This is a genomic window from Rhodococcus xishaensis (assembly GCF_004011825.1).
Taxonomy (GTDB): domain Bacteria; phylum Actinomycetota; class Actinomycetes; order Mycobacteriales; family Mycobacteriaceae; genus Prescottella; species Prescottella xishaensis.
The window spans coordinates 667272-692971 of the sequence record NZ_RKLO01000001.1; the positions used below are offsets into that span (position 1 = coordinate 667272).

At 67.2% G+C, this 25700-nt stretch carries 22 protein-coding genes and 1 pseudogene; 9 read left to right on the plus strand and 14 right to left on the minus strand.

Going from position 1 to position 25700, the window contains the following annotated elements:
* Positions 1 to 3 precede the first annotated feature (3 nt).
* Positions 4 to 450 carry a hypothetical protein gene (locus EGT50_RS03180; protein WP_127951108.1) on the minus strand — a complete coding sequence of 149 codons (447 nt, stop codon included), beginning with the start codon at positions 448 to 450 and terminating at the stop codon, positions 4 to 6.
* A 123-nt stretch (positions 451 to 573) separates the two neighbouring features.
* Positions 574 to 1422, minus strand: a complete 849-nt coding sequence (gene panB / locus EGT50_RS03185; RefSeq protein WP_127951109.1) for a 3-methyl-2-oxobutanoate hydroxymethyltransferase — start codon at positions 1420 to 1422, stop codon at positions 574 to 576.
* A 181-nt stretch (positions 1423 to 1603) separates the two neighbouring features.
* Between panB and EGT50_RS03190 the strand changes: the two genes are divergently transcribed.
* The 3 genes from EGT50_RS03190 to EGT50_RS03200 all read left to right on the plus strand — a co-directional run bounded on the left by EGT50_RS03190 (position 1604) and on the right by EGT50_RS03200 (position 7700).
* Positions 1604 to 3181: an alpha/beta hydrolase gene (locus tag EGT50_RS03190; protein ID WP_127951110.1), complete on the plus strand. Its 1578-nt coding sequence runs from the start codon at positions 1604 to 1606 to the stop codon at positions 3179 to 3181.
* 67 nt (positions 3182 to 3248) lie between these two features.
* Entirely contained in the window at positions 3249 to 4589 is a 1341-nt protein-coding gene (glnA, locus tag EGT50_RS03195) for a type I glutamate--ammonia ligase (protein WP_127951111.1), read from the plus strand.
* A gap of 96 nt (positions 4590 to 4685) precedes the next feature.
* The gene (locus tag EGT50_RS03200; RefSeq protein WP_127951112.1) at positions 4686 to 7700 is read left to right on the plus strand and encodes a bifunctional [glutamine synthetase] adenylyltransferase/[glutamine synthetase]-adenylyl-L-tyrosine phosphorylase; all 3015 of its coding nucleotides are present in this window, start codon (positions 4686 to 4688) and stop codon (positions 7698 to 7700) included.
* 7 nt (positions 7701 to 7707) lie between these two features.
* Here EGT50_RS03200 and EGT50_RS03205 read toward each other — a convergent pair whose 3' ends face one another.
* A complete protein-coding gene (locus tag EGT50_RS03205; protein WP_127951113.1) occupies positions 7708 to 8391 on the minus strand; it encodes a GntR family transcriptional regulator in 684 nt (227 codons plus the stop codon).
* A 223-nt stretch (positions 8392 to 8614) separates the two neighbouring features.
* On the opposite strand from EGT50_RS03205, the gene EGT50_RS03210 reads away from it, so the two are divergent.
* Both EGT50_RS03210 and EGT50_RS03215 read left to right on the plus strand, forming a co-directional pair.
* A complete protein-coding gene (locus EGT50_RS03210) occupies positions 8615 to 8917 on the plus strand; it encodes a putative quinol monooxygenase (protein ID WP_127951114.1) in 303 nt (100 codons plus the stop codon).
* 505 nt (positions 8918 to 9422) lie between these two features.
* Positions 9423 to 9941: a C40 family peptidase gene (locus EGT50_RS03215; RefSeq protein ID WP_127951115.1), complete on the plus strand. Its 519-nt coding sequence runs from the start codon at positions 9423 to 9425 to the stop codon at positions 9939 to 9941.
* Between the two features lie 92 nt (positions 9942 to 10033).
* Here EGT50_RS03215 and EGT50_RS17185 read toward each other — a convergent pair.
* The 3 genes and pseudogenes from EGT50_RS17185 to glnA (EGT50_RS03230) form a co-directional block, all read right to left on the minus strand.
* Positions 10034 to 10186 (minus strand): annotated as a pseudogene (locus EGT50_RS17185) (type I glutamate--ammonia ligase); the annotation flags it as partial.
* 345 nt (positions 10187 to 10531) lie between these two features.
* Positions 10532 to 11053 (minus strand): hypothetical protein, encoded by a 522-nt coding sequence (locus tag EGT50_RS03225; protein WP_127951117.1) that lies wholly within the window; start codon positions 11051 to 11053, stop codon positions 10532 to 10534.
* Positions 11054 to 11318: 265 nt separating this feature from the next.
* Positions 11319 to 12755 carry a type I glutamate--ammonia ligase gene (gene glnA, locus EGT50_RS03230; RefSeq protein ID WP_127951118.1) on the minus strand — a complete coding sequence of 479 codons (1437 nt, stop codon included), beginning with the start codon at positions 12753 to 12755 and terminating at the stop codon, positions 11319 to 11321.
* 244 nt (positions 12756 to 12999) lie between these two features.
* Here glnA (EGT50_RS03230) and EGT50_RS03235 point away from each other — a divergent pair, with 244 nt between their 5' ends.
* Positions 13000 to 13476 (plus strand): RDD family protein, encoded by a 477-nt coding sequence (locus EGT50_RS03235; RefSeq protein WP_127951377.1) that lies wholly within the window; start codon positions 13000 to 13002, stop codon positions 13474 to 13476.
* A 96-nt stretch (positions 13477 to 13572) separates the two neighbouring features.
* Here the strand turns inward: EGT50_RS03235 and EGT50_RS03240 are convergent, their stop codons facing one another.
* From EGT50_RS03240 to sucB, 5 genes are all read right to left on the minus strand, one after another.
* Entirely contained in the window at positions 13573 to 14328 is a 756-nt protein-coding gene (locus EGT50_RS03240) for a DUF4191 domain-containing protein (RefSeq protein ID WP_127951119.1), read from the minus strand.
* Positions 14329 to 14387: 59 nt separating this feature from the next.
* Entirely contained in the window at positions 14388 to 15401 is a 1014-nt protein-coding gene (gene lipA, locus EGT50_RS03245; RefSeq protein ID WP_127951120.1) for a lipoyl synthase, read from the minus strand.
* A gap of 53 nt (positions 15402 to 15454) precedes the next feature.
* On the minus strand, positions 15455 to 16216 hold the full coding sequence (lipB, locus tag EGT50_RS03250; protein ID WP_127951121.1) for a lipoyl(octanoyl) transferase LipB: 762 nt from the start codon (positions 16214 to 16216) through the stop codon (positions 15455 to 15457).
* A 35-nt stretch (positions 16217 to 16251) separates the two neighbouring features.
* Complete coding sequence (locus EGT50_RS03255) at positions 16252 to 17142, minus strand: TIGR01777 family oxidoreductase (RefSeq protein ID WP_127951378.1); 891 nt, start codon at positions 17140 to 17142, stop codon at positions 16252 to 16254.
* 126 nt (positions 17143 to 17268) lie between these two features.
* A complete protein-coding gene (gene sucB, locus EGT50_RS03260; protein WP_127951122.1) occupies positions 17269 to 18987 on the minus strand; it encodes a 2-oxoglutarate dehydrogenase, E2 component, dihydrolipoamide succinyltransferase in 1719 nt (572 codons plus the stop codon).
* 313 nt (positions 18988 to 19300) lie between these two features.
* On the opposite strand from sucB, the gene EGT50_RS03265 reads away from it, so the two are divergent.
* A complete protein-coding gene (locus EGT50_RS03265; protein ID WP_127951123.1) occupies positions 19301 to 19642 on the plus strand; it encodes an oxidoreductase in 342 nt (113 codons plus the stop codon).
* Positions 19643 to 19732: 90 nt separating this feature from the next.
* On the opposite strand, the gene EGT50_RS03270 is transcribed toward EGT50_RS03265, so the two are convergent.
* Entirely contained in the window at positions 19733 to 21253 is a 1521-nt protein-coding gene (locus EGT50_RS03270; RefSeq protein WP_127951124.1) for a leucyl aminopeptidase, read from the minus strand.
* A gap of 113 nt (positions 21254 to 21366) precedes the next feature.
* Between EGT50_RS03270 and gcvT the strand changes: the two genes are divergently transcribed.
* Both gcvT and EGT50_RS03280 read left to right on the plus strand, forming a co-directional pair.
* Positions 21367 to 22467, plus strand: a complete 1101-nt coding sequence (gcvT, locus tag EGT50_RS03275) for a glycine cleavage system aminomethyltransferase GcvT (protein ID WP_127951125.1) — start codon at positions 21367 to 21369, stop codon at positions 22465 to 22467.
* A 50-nt stretch (positions 22468 to 22517) separates the two neighbouring features.
* Positions 22518 to 23654, plus strand: coding sequence for a branched-chain amino acid aminotransferase (locus EGT50_RS03280; RefSeq protein ID WP_127951126.1), 1137 nt, complete (start codon positions 22518 to 22520; stop codon positions 23652 to 23654).
* 42 nt (positions 23655 to 23696) lie between these two features.
* On the opposite strand, the gene EGT50_RS03285 is transcribed toward EGT50_RS03280, so the two are convergent.
* The gene (locus tag EGT50_RS03285) at positions 23697 to 24458 is read right to left on the minus strand and encodes an adenosylcobinamide-GDP ribazoletransferase (protein ID WP_127951127.1); all 762 of its coding nucleotides are present in this window, start codon (positions 24456 to 24458) and stop codon (positions 23697 to 23699) included.
* Positions 24459 to 24460: 2 nt separating this feature from the next.
* Positions 24461 to 25675 (minus strand): nicotinate-nucleotide--dimethylbenzimidazole phosphoribosyltransferase, encoded by a 1215-nt coding sequence (cobT, locus tag EGT50_RS03290; protein ID WP_235870524.1) that lies wholly within the window; start codon positions 25673 to 25675, stop codon positions 24461 to 24463.
* Positions 25676 to 25700: the final 25 nt, after the last annotated feature.

Consider the following 25700-nt stretch of genomic DNA (forward strand, 5'->3'; position numbering starts at 1 on the left):
GGCTCAGAATCCGATCAGAGCGGACGCCAGCGTCGGGATCTCGAGCGCGTCGAGCGCCCCCTGGCGTACCTGCGGGCACTGCGTCGACGTGATCGTGTCGATTCGCTCGCGGTCGCCGGCGAGCGCGAGCAGGTCGACGCCGTTCGCGGTGGCCCACGAGATTACGACTGTGTTGAGGCCGCTCTTGCCTAACGTCGGCGGGTAGGTGCGCCAGTTCTGCAACTGCAACTCCATGTCCGAGCACAGCTGCACGGCCTGGGCGTTGGTGACCCCGCCCGCCGAGTTGCTCGTGCCGCCGTCCGGTGTCGGGGCTGCGGCAGACGTCGAAGCTGTGCTCTGGGCCGCGTTACCGGGTGTCGGGGACGGGTCGTTGCTGCACGCGCCCACAAGTGCGGCGAGTGCGGCTGTGGCGGCCACGGAGGCCGCGAGGCGTCCTCGGCGTGCGGTCATTGTGCACCTCGGTTCTCTCGGGGACCGACTTCGCGGTCCGGAATGTCGAGTGTGCCAAAGTTCGGGACGCCGCCCGGTATCTTCGGTCGGCGTCCCTCACTGAGAATGCAGCAGCCGGTGGCGTCAGAAGCTGTGCTCGGCGGCCGGGAACGTACCTGCGGCAACCTCTGCGGCGTAGTCCGCGGCCGCGGTGCGCAGGGCCGGACCGACCTCTCCGAACAGCTTGACGAACTTCGGCGTCTTGCCACTGGTGAAGCCGGCCATGTCCTGCCATACCAGCACTTGGGCGTCACACTCGTTTCCGGCGCCGATGCCGACCGTCGGAATGGTGAGCTTGCGTGTCACCTGACCGGCGAGCTCGGCGGGAACCATCTCCATCACCACCGAGAACGCGCCGGCCTCCTGGACCGCGATCGCGTCGGCGATGAGCTGCTCGGCACCGTCACCGCGGCCCTGGACCCGGAAGCCGCCGAGGGTGTTCACGGATTGCGGGGTGAACCCGATATGCGCCTGAACCGGAATGCCGGCGGCTGTGAGGGCCGCGATCTGCGGGGCCACCCGTTCGCCGCCCTCGAGCTTCACGGCGTGGGCCTGTCCCTCCTTCATGAAGCGGAATGCGGTTTCGAGTGCCTGCTGCGGCGACACCTCGTAGCTGCCGAACGGCAGGTCGGCGATTACGAGGGCGTGTGGTGCGCCGCGCACGACGCCACGGACGAGGGGAATCATCTCGTCGATCGTGACCGGCACGGTGGTGTCGTAGCCGTACACCACGTTCGCGGCCGAGTCGCCGACGAGCAGCACGGGGATCCCAGCCTCCTCGAAGAGGCGGGCGCTGGAGTAGTCGTAGGCGGTCAGCTCCGCCCAGCGGGTGCCCTCGGCCTTCATCGCCTGCAAGTGATGGACCCGGGTCCTGCGCCTCGGCGTATCGGTGGGGCCGGAGCCGGTCGAACCGTATGGAGCGGTCTCGGACATCGTTGTCCCTTTCTGGCCTCGAGGCCCGGCTGTGGCGGGTCCCCGGGTTGGGTGATGACGTGGATCAGTCTGCCACCGTGTCGTGGGGCCGCGAAGAGCCGCCCAGGTGCTGTTCATCACACTGGTTGGTCGCGTTCTACATGCGTGTCGCGGCCGAGAGCGGCGTGGCACGATCGAAGACATGCAGCCGAGACCTCGATTGCTTCTGGCCACCGCCATCGGCGCGGTGGCCGTCCTAGTTGCCGGATGCACCCTCGGGACGGCCCGGCAGGGATCGGAGACCCTGTCCGGAACCTCGTTCGCGGCGGCACCGCCACCCGGGGCGGGGGTGGTCCCGGCCGGACTCGAGTTGTTCTACACCCAGCAGATCGAGTGGGGGTCGTGCGACGGTTTCGCGACGGACGGGGACCATCTGAAGCCGACTCTCGAGTGCGCCAGGGTCACCGTGCCCCTCGACTACGACAACCCCGCCGGGGCCACCGCACAGATAGCGATCTCGCGTTCGCCCGCCACTGGTGCCCGGGTCGGGTCGCTGCTGGTCAACCCAGGTGGCCCCGGCGCTTCGGGTCTGAGCCAGGCGTCGGTGGCCGACGGTACCGAAGTGGCGCAGCGGTTCGACGTCATCGGATTCGACCCGCGCGGAGTCGGAGCGTCCACCCCGCAGGTGCGATGCCAGACGGCCCAGGAAATCGATGCAGAGCGTAGCGATCCCGACGTCGATATGAGCCCGGGCGGGGTCGCCCGCACCGAGCAGAAGAATCGAACCTACGCGGAGCGCTGCGCACAGCGGTCCGGGCTGCCGGTGCTGGCGAATGTCGGGACGCGAGACGTCGTTCGCGACATGGACGTCATCCGCTCGGCGCTCGGCGACGCCGAGCTCAACTATCTCGGATTCTCCTACGGCACCCGGATCGGCACCGAATACGCCGAGACCTTCCCGGAGAACGTGCGCGCGATGGTTCTCGACGGGGCAGTCGACAACGCCCAGAGCCCCGTCGAGGAGACGGTCCTGCAAGGGGCAGGTTTCCAACAGGCGTTCGATGCGTTCGTGGCCCAGTGCACACAATCTCCGGAATGCCCCTTGGGGTCCGATCCAGCGGTGGCGAACGCAAATTTCCGGGCTCTGGTCGACCCGCTTGTCACGCAGCCCGCGGCGACGACGGATCCTCGGGGTCTGAGCTACGAAGACGCGGTCACCGGTGTACTGCAGGCGCTGTACTCACCAAGCTTGTGGACGCCCCTGCGGGGCGGCCTGACCGAACTGGCCGAGGGGCGCGGGGACACGCTCCTGCTGCTCGCGGACCGGTACGCGGGTCGACTCGACGATGGCAGCTACTCGAATCTCGAGGACGCCTTCAACGCGATCCGCTGTGTCGACGACCCCCCACTGCTCGATCGGGGTGTCGTCGGGGAGATGGACACCCGGTACCGCCAGGCCGCGCCGTTCCTCGACGACGGTCGCGGCACCGGATACGCCCCGTTGGACGCATGCGCGTTCTGGACGGTGCCGCCGACCAACGGACCGCGCGGAATCGACGACCTGCAGGGGTTGCCTCCTGTCGTCGTGGTATCGACCACCGAGGACCCTGCGACCCCTTACCAGGCGGGAGTCGATCTGGCCAAGCGACTCGGGGCCTCACTGATCTCATACCAGGGTGCCCAGCACACCGCTACTTTCGACGGGGTCGCGTGCGTGGACGATCCGGTTACCGCGTATCTCGTCGATCTGGCCACACCCGAGCCGGACTTGACCTGTTGAGGCGGGACACGAAGCGAAATTCCGCGATGTAACACAGAATTAACGGAGTTTGCCTAGTCTCGCGGGCATGGATCGCCAAAAGGAGTTCGTGCTTCGCACCCTCGAAGAGCGCGACATTCGGTTCGTGCGGTTGTGGTTCACCGATGTTCTCGGCTACCTCAAATCGGTGGCGATCGCGCCCGCGGAACTGGAAGGCGCCTTCGAAGAGGGCATCGGCTTCGACGGCTCCGCGATCGAGGGCTTCTCACGCGTTTCGGAGGCCGATACCGTCGCAATGCCGGACGCCTCGACGTTCCAGATCTTGCCATGGGCCCACAAGGATGGTGCCCAGCACTCGGCGCGCATGTTCTGCGACATCGCGATGCCCGACGGAACGCCGTCGTGGGCGGACCCACGCAACGTTCTGCGCCGCCAACTGAACAAGGCCAGCGATCTGGGCTTCTCGTGCTACGTGCATCCTGAGATCGAGTTCTTCCTCCTCGAGAACGGTCCGATCGACGGTCACCCCCCTGTGCCCGCCGACAGCGGTGGCTACTTCGATCAAGCGGTCCACGACCGGGCCCCCAGCTTCCGTCGACACGCGATCGACGCGCTCGAATCGATGGGCATCTCGGTGGAGTTCAGTCACCACGAGGCAGCGCCCGGGCAGCAGGAGATCGATCTCCGTTACGCCGACGCGCTGTCGATGGCAGACAATGTGATGACGTTCCGGTACGTCGTCAAAGAGGTCGCGATCGAGGAGGGAGTGCGCGCGTCGTTCATGCCGAAGCCGTTCAGCGATCAGGCCGGCTCTGCGATGCACACGCACATGAGCCTGTTCGAGGGTGACACCAACGCGTTCCACAACCCCGACGATCCGATGCAACTGTCGGCGACCGGCAAGGCCTTCATCGCGGGGGTCCTCGAGCACGCAAGCGAGATCAGCGCCGTCACCAACCAGTGGGTGAACTCCTACAAGCGCCTGGTCCAAGGCGGCGAGGCCCCGACCGCGGCCACCTGGGGGCCGTCCAACCGCTCGGCGTTGATCCGTGTGCCGATGTATACGCCGAACAAGGCGTCGTCGCGCCGCGTCGAGATCCGCAGCCCCGACTCGGCGTGCAACCCCTACCTGACATTCGCGGTACTGCTCGCCGCGGGTCTGCGTGGCATCGAAAAGGGTTACGACCTGCCTCCCCAAGCGGAGGATGACGTGTGGTCGCTGACCGAGGCCGAGCGTCGGGCGATGGGATACCGGCCGCTGCCCGGAAGCCTCGCCGAAGCGCTGCGCGAGATGGAGACGTCCGAGTTGGTCGCCGAGGCGCTCGGCGAGCACGTGTTCGACTTCTTCCTCCGCAACAAGCGACGCGAGTGGGCGGAGTACCGCAGCCAGGTCACTCCCTTCGAACTGAAGGCCTACCTCGGCCTGTAAGGGGCCGACTGATGAACTCGATCCCGAAGAGGTGAAAGCCGTGCCCCATCCGGCTGGTCCACATATTCGTGATGACGTCGAGGTCGGGGGAAGACGGTGAAGCCGCCGTACGCGAGGTCGGCCGTGCCGGGAGTCGGCCGACTGGGGTTGATCGAGCCGACCGCGCCGGAGGAACTCGATTCACTCGGGTGGTCCAACCTCGACGGCGTCGAGCTTCTGTGGGCGCTCTCGCGAGCCGCGAACGCCGATCTCGCTCTGCGCACGCTCGTGCGGCTGCAGGAGGGGCTGGGCGCCGGGTGGACCGAGCTCGACTCAGCGCTGCGCTCGGACCAGAGATTGCGTGGCAGGCTGTTCGGATTGATCGGCGCGTCCAGCGCTTTCGGTGACCACCTGGTGGCGGACCCGTCGTCGTGGAAGCTGCTGGCTGGAGACATGACTTTGCCCTCCAAGGGGGAGCTGACGCGACGATTGCTGGCGTGCGTCGGGGCAGTTCCTGAGGCGGGTCCAAATGCCTCGCCGATGCTCCACCGGGCCGTGCTGACCGGGCCCGAAGCCATTGCGGCACTGCGGAAATGCTATCGCGACCAGTTGATGGTCCTGGCTGCCGCCGACCTCGCCCCAACAGTCGAGAACGAGCCGGTGGTCCCGTATCAGACTGTGGGACACCAGCTTTCCGACATGGCTGATGCCGCCCTGACGGCTGCGCTAGCAGTGGCCGTCACGGTGGTGTGCCCGGACGAGCCGTGTCCGGTGCGGATCGCGGTGATCGCGATGGGCAAGTGCGGCGCCCGCGAGCTCAACTACGTCAGCGACGTCGACGTCGTGTTCGTCGCCGAACCGTCCAATGCGGTGGCAAGCCGGATTGCCGGTGAGATGATGCGCATCGGGTCATCGGCGTTCTTCGAGGTCGACGCTGCTCTGCGGCCGGAGGGCAAGCGCGGCGAGCTGGTGCGCACCCTCGAATCGCACGTCGCCTACTACAAGCGGTGGGCCAAGACCTGGGAGTTCCAGGCGCTGCTGAAGGCCCGTCCGATGACCGGAGACGTCGAGCTGGGGCGGCAGTACACCGACGCGTTGGGCCCGATGGTGTGGGCGGCGGCTGAGCGTGAAGACTTCGTGCCCGAGGTGCAGGCCATGCGACGTCGCGTCGAGGCCTCGGTGCCACCGGAACTGCGCGAGCGCGAACTGAAACTGGGGCGCGGGAGCCTGCGGGACGTCGAGTTCGCCGTACAGCTGCTCCAACTGGTCCACGGCCGCGCCGACACGTCACTGCGGGTCATGAGCACGATCGACGCCCTGACCGCACTCGCGGCCGGCGGCTACGTCGGACGTGAAGACGCGGCCAACCTCACGGCGTCGTACGAGTTCCTGCGATTGCTCGAACACCGGCTGCAACTCCAGAAGCTGAAGCGTACGCACACGCTGCCGTCGCCGGAGGACGAGGAGGCACTGCGGTGGCTCGCCCGCGCGGCTCACATGCGTCCGGACGGGCGCCACGACGCCCTGGGCGTGCTGAACGCAGAGATCAAGCGGAACTCGCACCGGGTGCGTCGCCTGCACGCCAAGCTGTTCTACCGGCCGCTACTCGAGTCGGTCGCCCGCATCGACAAGGAGGCGCTGCGGCTCAGCCCGGATGCGGCCGTACGGCAGTTGGCGGCACTCGGCTACTCGGCACCCCAGAACGCCCTCGGCCACCTCACCGCGCTCACCAGCGGCGCGTCCCGAAAGGGACGCATCCAGGCGCTGCTGTTGCCGACCCTGCTCGAATGGCTCGGTGACACACCGGACCCCGACGCCGGTCTGCTTGCGTACCGTCGGCTGTCGGATGCCCTCGTCAACGCCACGTGGTTCCTGCGGCTGCTGCGGGACGAGGCGTCGGTGGCGCAGCGACTGATGACGGTTCTCGGTTCGTCGGCGTACATTCCGGACCTGTTGATCAAGGCGCCCGATGTCATCCGACTCCTCGCCGACGGCCCGTCCGGTCCGCGCCTGCTCGAGCCGCACCCCGAAGATGTGGCGCGCGGCATCCTCTCGTCGTCCGCGCGGTACGTCGAGCCGATTCGGGCGGTCGGCGCGGCGCGTTCGCTGCGCCGATACGAACTGGCGCGTGTTGCGAGCGCCGACATCCTCGGCATGCTCGACGTTCCGCAGGTGTGCCGGGCGCTTTCTTCGGTATGGGCTGCGGTGCTCAACGCTGCGCTCGCCGCTGTGATCCGAGCGAGCGAGACGGATTTGGGTGGACCTGCACCCGCCACTTTCGCGGTGATCGGCATGGGCCGGCTCGGCGGCAACGAACTCGGCTACGGCTCCGACGCGGACGTGCTGTTCGTGTGCGAGCCCCGCCCCGGTGTCGACGAGACACAGGCAGTGAAGTGGGCCAACCTGATCGGCGACCGCGTGCGGACGCTGCTCGGTGCTCCCAGCACCGATCCGCCGCTGGTGGTGGATACCGGACTGCGGCCTGAGGGGCGCAGTGGTCCGCTTGTTCGGACGCTGGCATCGTACGAGGCGTACTACGCGCAGTGGGCGCAGTCCTGGGAGGTCCAGGCGCTGCTCCGGGCCCACACCGTCGCGGGGGACGAAGAGCTCGGTCTGCGGTTCTTGAAGATGATCGACAAGACTCGGTACCCCAAGGGTGGGGTGTCGGACCAGGCGGTCCAGGAGATCAGGCGGATCAAGGCCCGGGTCGACTCCGAGCGCCTACCGCGCGGTGCGGACCCTGCCACTCACACGAAGCTCGGTCGTGGCGGTCTCGCCGACATCGAGTGGACTGTGCAGCTGATCCAACTACGGCACGCCCACGAGGTCCCGTCGCTCCACAACACCTCGACCCTCGAGACCCTCGATGCGATCGGTGCGGCGGAGTTGTTGAGCGAGACCGACATCGAACTGCTGCGTGACGCCTGGCTCACCGCGACCAAGGCCCGCAACGCGCTTGTTCTCGTTCGTGGCAAGCCGACCGACCAACTGCCCGGTCCGGGCAAAGTGCTCTCGGCCGTCGCGCAGGTGGCGGGCTCGCCGGACGGGGACCCGAACGAGTTCCTCGACAACTACCTGCGTATCACCCGCCGGGCGAAGGCCGTCGTGCAGCGGGTGTTCGGGGGAGTGTGACGGTCGGTCACCCGCTCGCGAAGACGCGGATCCGCTGCTCTCGGCTGTGCTCGAGGTGGGTTCGCATGTGTTCGCGTGCGGCCTTCGCGTCCCGGGCGCGTAGTGCGTCGAGGATGTGCTCATGCTCGGAATTGAGCAGTTCCGGTTCGCCGTAGTTCGACGGCGGGCCGCTGTCGTAGATCCGCAACTGCGTGGTCAAGCGAACGAGCAGTGTCGTGATCGTCGCGTTGTGGGCGGCCTGCCAGAGTGCCTCGTGGAACCGAAAGTTGTCCACGCGGGCAGCGGTGTCGTCGTCGGTATGGCAGCACGAGTCGTGCAGTCGTTCGAGGCGGGCCATGTCGAGGTCGGTGTGCCGAACTGCGGCGGCGCCGGCGGCCTCCGATTCCAGCGCCACCCGCGCCGCATAGATCTCGATGACGTCCTCGGGGGTTCCGGAGCGCACGCGGAACCCGCGCGCCGCACGCTCGAGCAAGCCGTCGTGGGCGAGCCAGTTGAGGGCCTCGCGAATCGGCGTGCGAGATGCGCCGTAGGTCTCGCTCAGCTGCGTCTCGTGCAGTGCGGCACCCTGCGGGAACTTACCTTCGAGGATGTCGGCGCGCAGTCGCAGGTATTGCTTGGACGTCTGGTCGGAGCGGCCCGTGCCCGACGGCAGTAGCACGCCCAGATCTGCCAGGTCGTCCTCGCGCGTCATCGTTGTCCCATCCCAATCGGCTCCGTCTTCGGACGTGCCGATTATGCCACCGCCGACGATCGAATACTCGCGTATACGCGAGGGTCCTGTGCCTCGCCACGAGCTTGTTTCGGTCTCAGGGGAGACGCGTCATGGCGCTCCACCGGCCGGAGGCCGGGGTGCGTTGACTCGGCCGATGCCTCCGAGAACAGTAAAGGGCACCGGTCTCTTTGGGAGGTGCTCGATGGTCAGCGCAGCGCTGCTGGTGCGAGTGGAAGCCAAACGGGGCAAGGAGGCGGAGGTTGCGGAGTTCCTAGAGAGCGCGTTGGCGCTCGTGCAGGAGGAACCGGACACCACGGCCTGGTTCGCGCTTCGCTTCGGGCCGGCGACCTTCGGCATATTCGATGCATTCCCCGATGACACCGGGCGGCAAGCTCACCTCGCCGGGCAGGTCGCGGAGGCACTGATGGCGCGGGCAGGCGAACTGTTCGTCGCTCACCCCACCATTACGAACGTCGACGTGCTGGCGAGCAAGTTGCCCGAGTGACGGGCCAATCTATCGGCTGCTCTGGCGTTCAACGCCGGGGCAGCTGAACATGCGGATGCGTCGATTGCGGCCGAGTTGGCGCCGACGTGGTTCGCGGAGTCCGTAGACGCCCGTTCCTGCGTCACGGGTTCCGCAGCGTCAACTGCCCGAAATGTCCGTTGCGGAGCCGTTACCTTTTGGATCTCATCGTCGTGATTGTCGAGCGCGGACGTTATGCAGCGTCCTGAGCGCGGGACACATGGCTGTCAGCTACATCACGAACCTGGCAGTTCGTCGGGATCAGGCTTCTCAGGCCAGGGTGCATAAATCGCCTGTTCAAAGGCATTTTTGACGGACTCTCGAGCGGGTCGTCGAGCGCTCGCACGTATACCCCCTATACCTGACTAGGTACCCACCCCGGTAGATATGCGGATGTCTCGAATTGGTAACGGCGGAACTCTGGGTTGTGCCCGAACACCGATGCCACGGAGGTGTCGGACCCCAAGTAAGACCCGGAGGACCTCGAATGGCTAAGCACCGCGCACAGAAGAAGACCCGACTGACCCGCACCACCCGTGGACTCGTGCTCGGTGCCGTCACCGTTGGCGCTCTGGTGATCCCCGTCGCCCCTGCGATGGCACAGCCCTTCGGCCTCCCGGACTGGGGCATCCCCGGCTGGGGCAACTCCGTCATCCAGCAGGACTCGCAGGGGCAAGCAATCGCGAACGCCGCGAAGTCCAAGCTTGGCGCCCCGTACGTGTGGGGCGCGACAGGGCCGAGTTCGTTCGACTGCTCGGGACTGGTCCAGTGGGCCCACAAGCAGGCCGGCATCTCCGTCCCCCGGGTCAGCTACGACCAGATCGCTGGCGGCACCTCGGTGTCCAAAGCCAACCTGCAGCCGGGTGACGTCGTCTCCTTCTACGGGGCCAACCACATCGGCATCTACGTCGGCGACGGCCAAGTTGTCCACGCCCCGACCTCGGGCGACGTCGTGAAGATCTCGCCGTTGGACTCGATGCCTTTCGACGGGGCGACCCGCTACTGATCCGAGCGTCGCTCGACGTGAACCGATCCCGTCACCCTTGCAGGGGTGACGGGTTCGTTTCGTTGAATCCGCGTTCGAACCTGCTGAAGGGTTCGGCACCCGTTCGAGTTGTTGTCCGTGGTCGGGATGCGCACGGCCGCCGAACGGTTGCGCTGGCTGTAGGCCAGTTTGTTCGGGGCCTCGAAGCCCGGAACCATGTGGTGGTAGGAGTTGATCGTCGGGTTCGTGAACCCCAGCGGCAACGGCGTTGATGCAGGTGGAAAGCGGGATGCCGTCCTTGTTCGGGTAGGCACCAGACGGCGAGTACTACTGAAATCCAACCTGACGACGTGAAAATCGCAGTAAGGGGACAACGACGCACCTGTCACCTGACTGCAGCTTTGCCGCGACTGATACCTGCACACTGTCGAGACCACTGTGCAGCAACACCGGTCGTGAAGGCGGCGGCGTAATTCGGCTGGTAGGACAGTCCCCGGCGGTCCGGCCGGTCGAAGGCCTTCTTGATGACCTTTCGCAGGATGCATCAACCACTGATCGACGGTACAGATCCACCGTTTGGACGACTTCTTACGCCAGTACGGCGTGAGGGATCACATGGAATTTCGGCGGGACGCGTTGATTGATGCGCGGATGATCCAGACCGGCAGCCACAATCCGCCCGTCAGAAGCGTCATGATGAAGTGCACCAGGTGCTGTGTGCGGGGACCCCCTCCACGGATCACGTTGTTCACGGTGACTGCCTGAGCAACGGACGTCGGCGCGGCCGGTGGTGGGTAGTAACCCTGCGGCGGGAAATGCCCGTGCGGGTGCTGCCCGTACTGCCCATATGGGTACTGATATTCAGGGTGTTGGGATGGCTGTCCGCCACTTTGCGCGTATGCCTGCGCCGCACCGTTTTGGTCGTATGCCTGCGGCTGCTGCTGAGGCTGGGGATACGGGTAGCTTGTGTTCGGCGGCCCGTACTGCGGTTGCTGCTGTGGCTGGGGATATGGGTAGCCGGTGTTCGGCGGCCCGTACTGCGGTTGCTTCTGCGCAGTTTCCGGCTGGTTGTCCGGGTACGGCGCCGGGGCCTTGTCGGCGTTCTCGTCGAACGGCTGCGGGGCGGTCGTCATGTAGTAGGTGTCCTGTTCTGCAGTCAAGAGGGTGTCGGCTATGACCGAGCCTCGCAATGAGGGCCAGTATGGCCGGTGGCTAGTAGATCACGAAGATGGCTACCGACGGGTGTGGAAGGTCGGCCATGTCGCGGTTGATCGAACGCGAACCGGCGGCCAGACACGGAAGAGTCCACCCCCATTGCGATCGGTGTGGTGATCGCAATGGGGGTGGACTCGGGTCAAGCAAGTTGTTGCGCTAGGACAAATCAGAGCGCACTATGCCTCAGCAGTCGTAGTACAGGTTGAACTCGTAGGGGTGCGGACGCAGGTTCACCGGCGCGATCTCCTGCTCACGCTTGAGCGAGATCCAGGTCTCGATGAGGTCGTTGGTGAACACGCCACCCTCGGTGAGGTAGTCGTGGTCCTGCTCGAGCCGGTCGATGACCGCGGACAGGCTGGTGGGAGCCTGCGGGATGTTGCGGGCCTCCTCCGGCGGGAGCTCGTAGAGGTCCTTGTCGACCGGGGCCATCGGCTCGATCTTGTTCTTGATGCCGTCCAGGCCGGCCATCATCTGCGCCGCGAAGTTCAGGTACGGGTTACCCGACGAGTCCGGGGCGCGGAACTCGAGGCGCTTGGCCTTCGGGTTGTTGCCCGTGATCGGGATGCGAACGGCCGCCGAGCGGTTGCGCTGGCTGTAGACCAGGTTGATCGGGGCCTCGAAGCCCGGCACCAGGCGGTGGTAGGAGTTGATCGTCGGGTTCGTGAACGCCAGCAGCGACGGCGCGTGGTGCAGGATGCCGCCGATGTACCACCGAGCAGTATCGGACAGACCCGCGTAGCCGGCCTCGTCGTGGAACAGCGGCTTGCCGTCCTTCCACAGCGACTGGTGCACGTGCATGCCCGACCCGTTGTCACCGAACAGCGGCTTCGGCATGAAGGTGACGGACTTGCCGTGCTGCCACGCGGTGTTCTTCACGATGTACTTGAACAGCTGCAGGTCGTCGGCTGCGGAGAGCAGCGTGTTGAACTTGTAGTTGATCTCCGCCTGGCCGCCGGTGCCGACCTCGTGGTGGCCGCGCTCCAGTTCGAAGCCCGCCCGCTGGAGCTTGGTGGAGATGTCGTCGCGCAGGTCGACGTAGTGGTCGTACGGTGCGACCGGGAAGTAGCCGCCCTTCGGGCGGACCTTGTACCCGAGGTTCGCGCTGCCGTCGGCGTTGCGCTCGTTTCCGGTGTTCCAGGTGCCCGCGATCGCGTCCACCTTGTAGAACGCGCCGTTCATGCTCGAGTCGTAGGAGACGTTGTCGAAGATGTAGAACTCGGCCTCGGCACCGAAGTAGGCGGTGTCGGCGATGCCGGTCGACCTCAGGTACTCCTCCGCCTTGCGTGCGACGTTGCGCGGGTCGCGGCTGTAAGCCTCACGAGTGAACGGATCGTGGACGAAGAAGTTGATGTTCAGCGTCTTGGCCGTACGGAAAGGGTCGAGCTGCGCGGTGGAGATGTCGGGAAGCAGCATCATGTCCGACTCGTGGATCGACTGGAAACCGCGAACCGAGGAACCGTCGAATGCGAGGCCGTCGTCGAAGATTTCCTTGCCGAAAGCCGTGGCCGGGATGGAGAAGTGCTGCAGAACGCCGGGCAGGTCGCTGAAGCGGATGTCGACGTACTCGACATTCTCGTCGGCGATGTATTTGATGACCTCTTCGGCCGTGGAGAAAGCCACGTTGGTGCTCCTTCAGTCGGTTACCTGCCGGTTGAGTTGCGGCGGTTTCGTCGAGGCCCGAGGCTAGAGAGCTGGTGTTGCCCGTTAGTCAACCTTATGTTTCGTGGGTGTTACACGTCGGAGTTGACTTGGTTGTTCGCACGCACGGTCGATGTGACCGTTTCCGTACCGAACAGGTGTGACGCGCAGCACCGATGCCGACTGGGGCGCGGTGCTCGCGGCGGCGGCGCCTATCCTGGACGGCATGGCACGTATGACCGGTTCCTGGCTCTCTGGACCCTCCGCCGCACTGCCGAAGGGGCAGACCGAAGCGCAGGCCTATCGGGGTGAACTACTGGGTTTGCCGGCGGACGGGCCCGGTTCGCTCGCGGCGACCGGACGGCGCGTCCTGGCCCTCGCGGTCGACTGGTTCACCGCGGCGGGCGTAGTGATGCTGCTGATCGGTGAGGCGCCGCTCGAGAACCCGCGGCTCGGCACCTACACCCTGATGTTGTGGTTCCTGGTCGGCGTCGCGTGTGTATCGCTGTTCTCGTTCACGCCCGGTCAGTACATGCTGGGACTGCAGGTCGCTCGAGTCGACGCCCCTGCCAAGGTCGGATTCCTCCGGGCGCTGGGCCGTCAGGTGCTGATGGTGTTCATCGTTCCCGCGGTCATCACCGACGTCGACGGGCGTGGCATGCACGATCGTGCAACCGGCACGGCGCTCGTCCGCGTGCGCTGAGCACACATCACGAAACGGCGAATGTCACATCGGTTCGGCTGGACCGAGTTCTCGGACCGAACCGATGTGACATTGGGTCACCCGTGAGGGGAGGCGTCAGCGGCGGCGAATCGTGCGCTGCATGCCCTTCATCTTGGCGCCGGGAGGAAGGGGGCCCTTCGGCGTTGCGGCGCCGGCGCGGCCGCCGAGTGCCGCCAACCGGGACTCGATCGAGTCCATGCGCTTGGTGTTGATGTTGCGCGGCAGTTTGTTCAGCCGTTTGGTGAGCTGTGAGAGCGGTACCTGGCCCTCGTCGTTACCGACGACGAAGTCGTAGATTGGGGTGTCGCCGACCAGTCGCGCGGTCTTCTTCTTCTCCTGCGCGAGCAGGCCCTTGACTCGCTGCGGCGAGCCCTCGGCGATCAGGATCACGCCGGGGCGACCGATCACACGATGCACCGCGTCGAGTTGCGTAGTGCCCGCGACGGCACTGGTGACTCGCCAGGCGCCCTGCATGTTGTCGAGCGCCCACGCCGCGGCACCGGCCTGCCCCTCGGCCTTGCCGTAAACCGTCTTCTGGACTCGCTTCCCGAAGATGATGAAGCCGAGCAGGACGCCGACGAGAATGCCGATCGGCAGCAGGAACCACTGGATTCCGAAGATCAGGCCGATAACGAAGAACACGAGTGCACTCAGCACAACGGCGCCGATGATCAGCGGGAGCAGCAGCTTGTCTTCCCTGCGCTGCATCTTGAACGCCTGCCAGAGCTGAGTCCGGCGTTCCTTCGACGCCTGCTTGCGGGCTGCCTTCGCCGCCGCCTTGGCTTCCTTGCTCGGTTTGCCCGCTTTTCCGGATTTACTGCCGTTCGCCATACCTCACAGGATACGTCCCGCACCGCGCACCACACGCGCGCGGTGAGGGGAAATGCACGTCAGACGCGAGCGAGACGTTCGAGGACCGAACTGGCTTCCTGGGAAGCGGTGCCGTGCGTGGCGAGGTGTGCCTGTCCCGCCGGCAGCGGCCGCCCATGGTGTGCCATCGCCTGGGCGTAGAGACGTCCCGCGCGGTACGACGAGCGAACCAGCGGCCCCGCCATGACACCCGCGAAGCCGATCTCCTCTGCGGCCTTGGAGTGCTCGACGAACTCCTCCGGCTTCACCCAACGCTCGACCGGGTGGTGTCGCGGTGACGGGCGCAGGTACTGGGTGATGGTGATGATGTCGCAGCCTGCCTCATGCAGGTCCACCATCGCCTGGTGCACCTCCTCGGGGGTCTCGCCCAAACCGAGGATGAGATTGGACTTGGTGACCAGGCCGAAGTCGCGGGCGGCGCTGATCACGCCCAGCGAACGCTCGTAGCGGAACGCCGGACGAATCCGCTTGAAGATGCGCGGCACCGTCTCGAGGTTGTGTGCGAGCACCTCCGGGCGCGATTCGAACACCTCGGCCAGCAGCTCGGGCTTGCCGTTGAAGTCGGGGATCAGGTTCTCGACGCCCGTACCCGGGTTCATCGCGTGGATCTGCCGGACCGTCTCCGCGTACAGCCACGCACCGCCGTCGGGGAGATCGTCACGCGCGACGCCGGTGATCGTCGAGTACCGCAGGCCCATAGCCTTGACGCTTTCGGCGACACGGCGGGGCTCGTCCCGATCCAGCTCCGCTGGTTTTCCGGTGTCGATCTGACAGAAATCGCAACGGCGCGTGCACTGTTCGCCACCAATGAGGAAGGTGGCCTCGCGGTCCTCCCAGCACTCGTAGATGTTGGGACAGCCCGCTTCCTCGCAGACGGTATGCAAGCCTTCGCTTTTCACCAAGCCCTTGAGCTCGGTGTACTCCGGGCCCATCTTCGCGCGGGTCCGGATCCACTCGGGCTTGCGCTCGATCGGGGTTTCCGCGTTTCGGATCTCGATGCGGAGCAGCTTCCGTCCGTCTGGGGCGACACTCACGAAGTTGATCGTACGCCTGACCGGATCTCGCGCTCGGGACTGGGCAGGGCGGCTCAGCCGAACCGGGTGGTGGTGAACTCGGGCGCCAGCGATGCGCTGCCGGACGCTACACGCTCGATGTCGTGGGCGGTGACCGGGAGGCTTCCGTCCAGGGCCGCCATGACCGCCGTAGTGACCGCTGGGGTGACCTCGTCGACTGTGACATCGCGGCCGAGTTCGCGCGAGAGCGTCGTCACGCCGGCGTCGTGGATACCGCACGGAACGATGTTGTCGAAACCGCTCAGCGCGGCGTTGCAGTTGAGAGCGAAGCCGTGCATCGTGACCCCACGCTGGACTCGCACGCCGATTGCGGCGATCTTGCGCTCGGGCAGCCACCGCCCGTCGACCGTCGCGGCGGGAAGCCACACACCCGAGCGGCCCTCGACCCGGCCGCACAGCAGACCGAGGTCGGTGCACACAGTGATCAGTGCTTGTTCGATCCGCCGCACGTAGCTGACGACGTCGACGGGTTCGGCGAGCTTGACGATGGGGTAGCCGACCAGCTGCCCCGGGCCGTGCCAGGTGATCTTGCCGCCGCGGTCGACGTCGATGACCGGGGTGCCGTCGACTGGCCGGTCCTCCGGAGCGGTCCGGCGGCCGGCCGTGTAGACGGCGGGATGCTCGAGGAGGAGCAGCGTGTCGGGTCCCAGGTCGTCCGCGCGAGCGGTGGCGAGAACCCGCTGATGCTCCCAGGCCTGCATGTAGTCGACGTGTCCGAGGAGTTCGACGGACACCGGCTGGGAACTGGATCGGGCCGACGCGGTGGTACTGCGCATGGGATAGACGTTACGCCCGCCGACCCGATGGTCCGTCACGGCTCGAGCGCGTACGCGAGGGCCGCGTCGATGCTCGGGTGCAGGAACGAGAATCCCGCCTGTTCGAGGGCGGCCGGGACGGCGCGTTGTCCGGTCAGCACTGCCTCACGGCCGAATTCGCCGATCATTGCGGTAACCGCGAATCCCGGCACCATCCACGGCGCCGGGCGGCGGAGTGCGCGCCCCATGGCCGCATTGAACCGTGCGTTCGTGACGGGTTCCGGTGCGCACAGGTTCACCGGCCCTTGGACCTCGCCGTGGGTCAGGACGAACTCGATGGCGGCCACCTCGTCGGCGAGGGAGATCCACGACATGTACTGGCGGCCGCTCCCGAGCCGGCCACCGAGGCCGAACGAGTACAGCCGTCGCAAGCGGCCGAGCATCCCGCCGTGCGGAGACAGTACGGTCGCGGTGCGGATCGACACGGTGCGGACCCCGCCGTCGTAGGCAGGGGTGGTCGCGTCCTCCCAGTCCTGACAGACCTGCGCGAGGAAACCGCTGCCCGCCGACGAGCGCTCGTCGACAATCCGGTCTCCGGTGTCGCCGTAGTACCCGACGGCGCTGCCGTTGACGAGGACCGGCACCTGAGCCTCGACCACTGCATGCGCCAGCACGTCCGTCGTGGTGAGCCGACTATCGCGGATGGCCTGCTTGTAGGCCCCCGACCAACGCTTGTCGCCGATGCCCGCGCCGCACAGGTTGACCACTGCGTCGGCGCCGCGCAGCGCGCCCGCGTCGACGAACCCGGTCTCCGGATTCCACTCGAACTCGTCGCGGCCGGCCGGCGCGTGTCGCACAAGACGTGCGACGTCGTGGCCGGCGCCGCGCAGGGACTCGACGAGCGCCTTCCCGATCAGGCCGGACGATCCGGCGACGATCACACGCATGGCGTCCTCCTCGCTCTCGAACACACCGCTCTCGAACACACCGCTCTCGAACGCACAGAGGGGCACCATCCCTCGCGAGATGGTGCCCCTCGGTGAAGTATCACGTCGAGTTCGTGGCCCGGGGCCCTACAGTCCCAGGTCGGCCTCGAACGCCGCCTCCTCGAGGCGTTGCTTGATCGTCGTCAGGAAGCGACCCGCGTCTGCGCCGTCGACCAGGCGGTGGTCGTAGGTGAGCGGCAAGTAACACATCGAGCGGACGCCGATGGACTCGTTGCCGTTCTCGTCCTGCAGGACGACCGGACGCTTGACGATCGCGCCGGTACCCAGCATCGCCGCCTGCGGCGGAACCAGGATCGGGGTGTCGAACAGGGCGCCCTGGCTGCCGATGTTGGTGATCGTGAAGGTGCCGCCGGCCAACTCGTCCGGCTTGAGGCCACCGGACCGGGCGCGCTTGGCGATGTCGGCGATCGCGCGGGCGAGGCCGGCCAGCGAGAGGTCACCTGCGTTGTGGATCACCGGTGAGAGCAGGCCCTGCTCGGTGTCGACGGCGATGCCCAGGTGCTCGGCCGGGTGGTAGGTGATCTGCTTGGTGTCCTCGTCGTAGCTCGCGTTCACGTTCGGGTGAACCTTGAGCGCCTCGACGACAGCCTTCGCGAAGAACGGCAGGAAGGTGAGATTCACGCCCTCGCGCTCGGCGAACTCGTCCTTGGCCTGCGCACGCAGTGTCGCGATCTTGGTGACGTCGACCTCGAAGGTCTGGGTCAACTGTGCCGTGGTCTGCAGTGACTCGCGCGTCTTGACCGCGGTGATCTGGCGGATGCGGTTGGCCTTTTGCGTGGTGCCGCGTAGGTGCGCCAACTCCGGACGGACCCCGGCGGTGGCGGCCGGCGTCGGAGCGGCCGGAGCGGCGGCCGGCGCGGGTGCGGGTGCGGGAGCTTTCGCGGCCTCGGCTGCGGCGAGGACGTCCTGCTTGCGGATGCGGCCGCCGACACCGGTGCCCTTGACCGTCGACAGGTCGACATTGTTGTCCGCCGCGAGCTTGCGCACCAGCGGGGTTACGTACGGGGTAGCGCCGGCCGACGACGGCTTGGTGACCGGGGCAGCAGGTGCCGGGGCGGCGGGGCCGGCTGGTGCCGGGGCGGCGGGGGCGGCAGCTGCAGGGGCAGGCGTGGGCTGCGGAGTGGGGGCCGGTGCCGGCGGGGGAGCCGAAGCAGCCGGGGCGCCGGAACCGACGACAGCGAGCTGGCCACCCACGCCGACGACGTCGTCCTCCTGCGCGCTGATCTCCAGCAGCACGCCGGCGACGGGTGAGGGGATCTCAGTGTCGACCTTGTCGGTGGAGACCTCGAGGAGCGGCTCGTCCACGGCGACTTCGTCACCGACGGCCTTGAGCCAGCGGGTGACGGTGCCCTCGGTGACCGACTCACCGAGCTCAGGCATGGTGACCGAGGTGGACGCGGATCCGGCGGGAGGAGTCGGGGCAGGAGCGGGAGTCGTCGGTGCCGGAGCTTGAGCGGCGGGCGCAGGGGAGGGCTCGGCAGCTGCGGGAGCCTGCGCTGCAGGTGTCTGTACGGCCGGAGCAGCGGCGGCGGGCGCGGCAGCCTCGCTGGCATCACCGATCACGGCCAGCTCTCCACCAATCGGGACGACGTCGTCCTCCTGCGCGACGATCTTCGTCAGGACGCCGGCGGAGGGGGACGGGATCTCGGTGTCGACCTTGTCGGTCGAGACCTCGAGGAGCGGCTCGTCTACTTCGACCGTGTCCCCTTCCTGCTTGAGCCACCGCGTGACAGTTCCCTCGGTGACAGACTCACCAAGGGCTGGCATCTGGACGGAGAAGGCCATTTCGTTTGACTCCTCGACTGTTGTGTTCAGGTTGTTGAGTTTTTGTCGACTTGTGGTCGAAGACCATTGTGCTCGAGATGCCCCGAGATGCACGGTTGCGGTGACAATACGACGATTCCGAGGTGCTTCACACCGATGGTGTGCAGGGCCTCGGAGTCGTCGTGCGCCGTGCTTCGCCCATCCTTTCATTGATGCGCCGACCGCGTGTCGCGCGGGGCGTGTCATCTGGACTTCTCGCCGCCGACCGTTTCGACTGGCAAAATCGGACAGATCGCCCCGCAGTTGGCCTGCGTGGCAGGGAGGAGAGGTTCACGTGGGGCTGTTCGACAGGTTCACTCGCGCCAGGGCGCGAACGGTTTCGGCCGAGGTGTCCGACGCGCGTCACCTCGCAGACTGGGCTCGCTCGCGCTACGGCGTAGAGGCGTTCATCGAACCGGAGACCACGGTGACCGAGCTGACGGTGGTCCTCGTTGCGGCAAACGGGGAGTGGACGCGTCGCAAGGTCGGCGGTGAACGCGGTGCCAGGCGGCTCGGCCAGGAACTTCATATTCCCGTCTACGACGTCCGCAAGACCGGCTACCCGCAGCGGATGCGTGACTACGACGCCCGGCAGCGGATCGAGCGCAAGCGCGCCCGCGCCCGCGAGTTCGAGTGACGGGCAGCGGGACTTCCTCGCCACGCCGCCCGTTGCCGCCGCCTCCAGCCCAGGCGGGCGATGTCCTCTAGCCGTGGCCGGCGATGTCCTCTAGCCGTGGTCGGCGATGTCCTCGAGAACCGAGATCATGGTCCGAACCGGCACGCCGGTGCCGCCCTTGCCGGTGTACCCGAACGGCCCGCCGGTATTGAACGCCGGCCCGGCGACGTCGATGTGCGCCCACTGCACACCGTCTGCGACGAACTCCTTCAGGAAGATTGCTGCCGCAAGCATGCCCCCCGAGCGGTGTGAGGTGACGTTGGCCAGGTCCGCGACTCGAGACTTCAGGTCGGTGCGCAATTCGGCAGGCAGGGGCATGGGCCAGGCGTTCTCGCCTACTTCCTGTGAGATCGCGGCGACCCGGTCCCGGAATTCGTCGGTGCCCATGACACCGGGCGTGCGATTACCGAGCGCCACCACCTGCGCCCCCGTGAGCGTGGCCGTGTCGATCAGATAATCGGGCGCGTCCTCGCAGGCCCGCAAGATCGCGTCGGCGAGGATCAGGCGGCCCTCGGCATCGGTGTTGATGACCTCGACGGTGGTGCCGTCGTACTGGGTAAGGACGTCACCAGGGCGTTGCGCCGTAGCCGAGGGCATGTTCTCCGCCATCGGCACCCACGCCGTGACATCGACTGGCAGGCCCAGCTTGGCGGCGAGCACGACCGTCGCGACGACGGCGGCGGCACCACCCATGTCGGAGGTCATGTTCTCCATACCTGCGGCCGGCTTGATCGAGATGCCGCCGGTGTCGAACGTGACGCCCTTGCCGACGAGCGCGACCTTCTTGACACCGCGACGCTTCTTGGCCGAGTACGTCATCTGTACCAGGCGCGGCGGGCGAGACGATCCCTGGCCGACCCCGATGATCCCGCCGAACCCGGCCTTCGCGAGTTGCTTCTCGTCCAACACTTTGACCGTCAGCCCGGCGGCGGTGCCGACGGCCTTCGCTCGGGCAGCGAACTCGGAGGGGAAGAGGTGGCTGGGCGGGGTGTTGACGAGTTCACGGGCGGTGGCGACGGCCTCGGCAATCGCCGCCGACCTTGCCAGCGCGTCCTTGGACGTCTTTGCGCGCGGCGATTCGACGAGCAGTTCGACACGAGCGAGCGGCAATCCGTCGCCGTCCGGCGCGGACTTCGACTTGAATTCGCCGAAGTCGTACGCGCCGAGGTAGAAGCCCTCGGCCGCGGCACCGAGATCCGTATCGGAGAGCGTGGTTGCGGCCGTCGTGACACCGGAAAGGGCACGCGCAGCGACACCGGCAGACTTGCGGACCTGCTCCGCGTCGATCTCGTCGGCGGCGCCGAGTCCGACAGCGAGCACGCTCGACACAGGCAACTCGGTGGGGGCCGGGACACGGGTGAGTTCCTCCACCTTGCCGGTGGCGCCCACCGACTGCAGGTCGTCGACCAGATCCGCAAGTACCTGTTCGTCCACCCCGGCGCCAACCAGCGCCTCGGGGCCGTCGGAACCGGTAGCCAGACCGATCACGAGAACGTCGACCCGCTTGCCGAGCGAACCGGAGAGCACCAGTTCGGGGCCCAGAAGGCGGGAGGGGAAAGCGGTTGCGGGCACGAGTATCTCCTGCGTGTGACGATGCGAGTAGGGAAACGTGATGACCGAAGTCCGATGTTAGTGCCCAGAATGCGGTGCGGGAGTGCCGGCGGCGTCGGCTAGCGTTGTCGCCCATGAGCGACGCGCAGCTGCTTCGGGGTCCCATCCATTCCGTCCACGTCGACCTCGGTGCCACATTTGCACCGTTCGGCGGGTGGGAGATGCCAGTCTCGTACGCCGGTACCGTCGCCGAGCACACCGCTGTGCGTGAGTCGGTGGGCGTGTTCGACGTGAGCCACCTCGGTAAGGCGCTCGTCAAGGGTGCCGGCGCAGCGGGCTTCGTCAACTCGACCCTCACCGCCGATCTCGCCAAGATCGGACCGGGCCGGGCCCAGTACACGCTGTGCTGCACCGAAACAGGCGGAGTCGTCGATGATCTGATCGCCTACTACGTCGCCGACGACGAGGTGTTCCTCGTGCCGAACGCAGCCAACACCGCCGATGTCGTCGCGCGTCTGCAGGCCGTCGCGCCGGTGGGGCTCGAGATCACCGATCAGCACCGCGACTACGGTGTGTTCGCTGTCCAGGGGCCGAGGTCCGCCGAGGTCCTCACGGCACTGGGTCTGCCCACCGACATCCCGTACATGGCCTTCGTGGACGCCGATTGGAACGGCGCGCCTGTCCGGGTGTGCCGCAGCGGCTACACCGGTGAGCGGGGCTACGAACTGGTGCCGCGCTGGGCCGACAGTGAGGCGCTCTTCCGGGCGTTGGTCGACGCCGTCCGCGCCCACGGCGGTGAGGTCGCGGGCCTGGGCGCCCGCGACACCCTCCGAACCGAGGCGGGTTACCCGCTGCACGGGCACGAACTGTCGCTCGAAATCTCTCCGCTGCAGGCGCGGTGTGGCTGGGCGATCGGATGGTCCAAACCCCAGTTCTTCGGCCGCGATGCGCTCGTCGCAGAGAAGGAGGCCGGCCCGGCCCGGCGTCTGTGGGGGATCAAGGCCCTCGACCGGGGGGTGCTGCGTCAGGGGCAGGCCGTCTCGCGTGACGGTGCCGCGATCGGGGAGACGACGTCGGGCACGTTCTCGCCGACTTTGAAGGTCGGCATAGCGCTTGCCTTGCTCGACACCTCCGCGGACCTGTCGGCCGGCGACGAGGTCACCGTCGACGTGCGTGGACGTACCCTTCGCTGCGAGGTCGTCACCCCTCCGTTCGTGCCGGTTCACACCAAGTAACGCTCCATACCTGGCAAGCGGCGAATCTCCGTTCGATAGGATTCCGGCTCATGACAGACGGCCTCGAATTCGTGCTCACCCAGCATCCTTCCCCCGCGACCGACGAGGCGCGGCGCGGGATTCTGGAGTCGCCCGGGTTCGGCCGGTACTTCACCGATCACATGGTCTCGATCATGTACACCGAGGGCCGGGGTTGGCACGACGCCGAGGTTGTGCCGTACGGCCCCCTCGAGCTCGACCCTGCCGCGATGGTGCTGCACTACGGGCAGGCGATCTTCGAGGGCCTCAAGGCGTACCGTCAGCCGGACGGCAGTATCGGGTCGTTCCGTGTCACCGCCAACGCCGAGCGCATGCGCGACTCGGCTCGCCGGCTGGCGATGCCGGAACTGCCCGACGAGCTGTTCGTGGGTTCTATCGAAGCGCTGCTCGAGGTGGACGAGGCGTGGGTTCCCGCCGCCGGCAGCGAAGACGCGTTGTACTTGCGTCCTTTCATGTACGCCAGCGAGGTCGGTCTGGGCATTCGTCCGGCCAAGCAGTACCGCTACCTGCTGATCGCGTCTCCGGCTGGCGCCTACTTCCCGCGCGGGGTCAAGCCCGTGAGTGTGTGGCTGTCGCGCGAGTACGTGCGGGCCGCCCCAGGCGGCACCGGAGCCGCCAAGTTCGCCGGCAACTATGCGGGGTCCCTGCTCGCGCAGGCGGAGGCCGCAAACCATGGCTGCGACCAGGTGGTGTGGCTCGACGCGATCGAGCGCAAGTATGTCGAAGAGATGGGTGCGATGAACCTGTTCTTCATCTTCGGCTCGGGCCCCGAGGCTCGCTTGGTGACGCCTTCGCTGTCCGGATCGCTGCTGCCGGGCATCACCCGGGACTCTCTGGTGACTCTCGCGACCGATGCCGGTTTCGCTGTCGAGGAGCGCAGGATCAGTACCGATGAGTGGACCGAGAAGGCTCTGTCGGGGGAGCTCACCGAGGTGTTCGCGTGTGGCACCGCAGCCGTCATCACCCCTGTCGCCTGGGTCAAATCAGCCGAGGGCGAGTTCACGATCGGCGACGGCGAGCCCGGCAAGATCTCGATGGCACTACGCGACACTCTCACCGGCATCCAGCGTGGCACTTTCGCCGACACCCACGGCTGGATGACCACGCTGCGCAACGCGCCTGCGCACGACGGACAGGGGGTTGGCTGACGGGCCTGTCGGCCGATGGTTCGGGAACTGGCCGTTGGCCCGTCAGCCTCCGAGCAGGAACCCGACAGCGGTCGCCGCGACCGTGAACTCGACAGCGGCGCCGAGCACGTCGCCGTTGATGCCTTCGAAGCGCCGGACGCAGTGCCGCACCAGCAGCACGGCGGCGGCCAGGGCCACGGCCACCACGAGCGGGCCCTGCCACCACCGGTCCGGGACCGCCCACGCGGCGGCGACGACCAATGCCGTGCCCCACATCGCCGCAGCCCACGACGGCTGAGAACCTGCCACAAGCGCACCGAAACCGTGTTCACTGGACGCGGGAATCCCACGGCGGCAAGCGAATACGACCGCGACCCGCCCCGCAGTGAGGGCGACGGCCACCGCGAACCAGGAGCTGTAGGCCGCCAGTGTCCCGAAGGCTAGAGCTTGGACGCCGATCGTCACGACCAGCGCGGTGACCCCGAATGGGCCGGCACTGCCGCTGTGCATGATCTGGCGTGCCCGCTCGGGCGGCCCGTAGCAACCGAGGCCGTCGGCGGTGTCGGCGAGACCGTCGATGTGCATGCCGCGGGTGACAAGTGCCAGGGCCCCGACGGTCAGCAGGCCCGCGAGTGCCGGTTCGAGGCGGCCCCACTGCAGCAGCCAGAGCAAGCCGGCCGCGACAGCCCCTAGTACCACGCCCACCACGGGGGCCGCGGCGATTGCGCGTCGGCCCTCGGGGCGACCGATGTCGCGCGGGCCGCGGACCGGCAGCACCGTCAACCAGGACAGGGCCAGTGCCAGCCCGGTGACCGCGCTCCGCACGATCAGTCCGATCCCGTTCCGGCGTCCACGGCTGGGTGGTGTTCGGCGTCCACGGCTGGGTGGTGTTCGGCGTCCACGGCTGGGTGGTCTTCGGCGTCCACGGCTGGGTGGTCTTCGGCGTCCACGGCTGGGTGGTCTTCGGCGTCCACGCCGGTGTTGTCGCTCACGCCGGCCTCGGCGAACGTCGCCATGTGCGCCAGAGTTGCCACGGCCCCCTGGAGCACCGGCAGGGCCATGATGGCGCCCGAGCCCTCGCCGAGGCGCATGTTCAACTCGAGAATCGGTTCGAGACCGAGGTGCCGCAGGGCGATCGTGTGGGCCGGTTCGGTGGAGCGGTGGCCGGCGACCCACCACTCGCGAGCGCCGGGGGCGAACTCCTCGGAGATGAGCGCGGAGGCGGTGACGACGAGACCGTCGAGGATTACCGGTGTGCGGCGGACGGCGGCCTGCGCGAGGAACCCGGCCATCGCGGCCAGGTCGGCTCCCGAGACCGTACGGAGCAGACCGACGGCGTCGCGGGTGTAGGAGCGCGCTCGCCGCAATCCATCACGGATAGCGGCCGTCTTGAGCATCCATCCGGCGTCATCGATGCCGGTGCCGCGTCCGACGGCAGCGACCGGCTCGGTGTCTGTGATCGCGGCGATCAGGGTCGCGGCAGGCGTCGTATTGCCGATGCCCATGTCACCGACGATCAGCAGGTCGGCACCGGAGTCGACCTCCTCATCGGCGATCGCACGGCCCGCCGCGATCGCGCGCAGGGTCTCCTCGTCGGTCATCGCGTCCTCGCGGTCGATCGACCCGGACGACCGGCGCACCTTGTAGGCCGAGACCGACGGGTCGGTATCCGCGTCGACCGCCATATCGAGCACGCGCACCCCGGCACCGGCGTTGTCGGCGAGCACGTTGATCGCCGCCCCGCCGGCGCGGATGTTCGCGACCATTTGGGCTGTTACCTCGGTCGGAAACGCCGATACTCCGCCCTGCGCGATGCCGTGGTCGCCGGCGAACACGATCACGCGGGGTCGTTGGAACATCCGGGGTGGGCAGACGCCCTGGCAGGAGGCCACCCACACGGAGAGCTCCTCGAGTCGGCCCAGTGAGCCGGACGGCTTGGTCAGCAGTACCTGTCGGGCCTGCGCCTGTGCTCGGATCTCGGGGTCCGGCGGAGCGGGTGGTTCGAAGTCGGGAGCCGGCGGAATCACGGATTCGCTTGTCACGCTGGGGCCTTTCATTCTCGGCGGC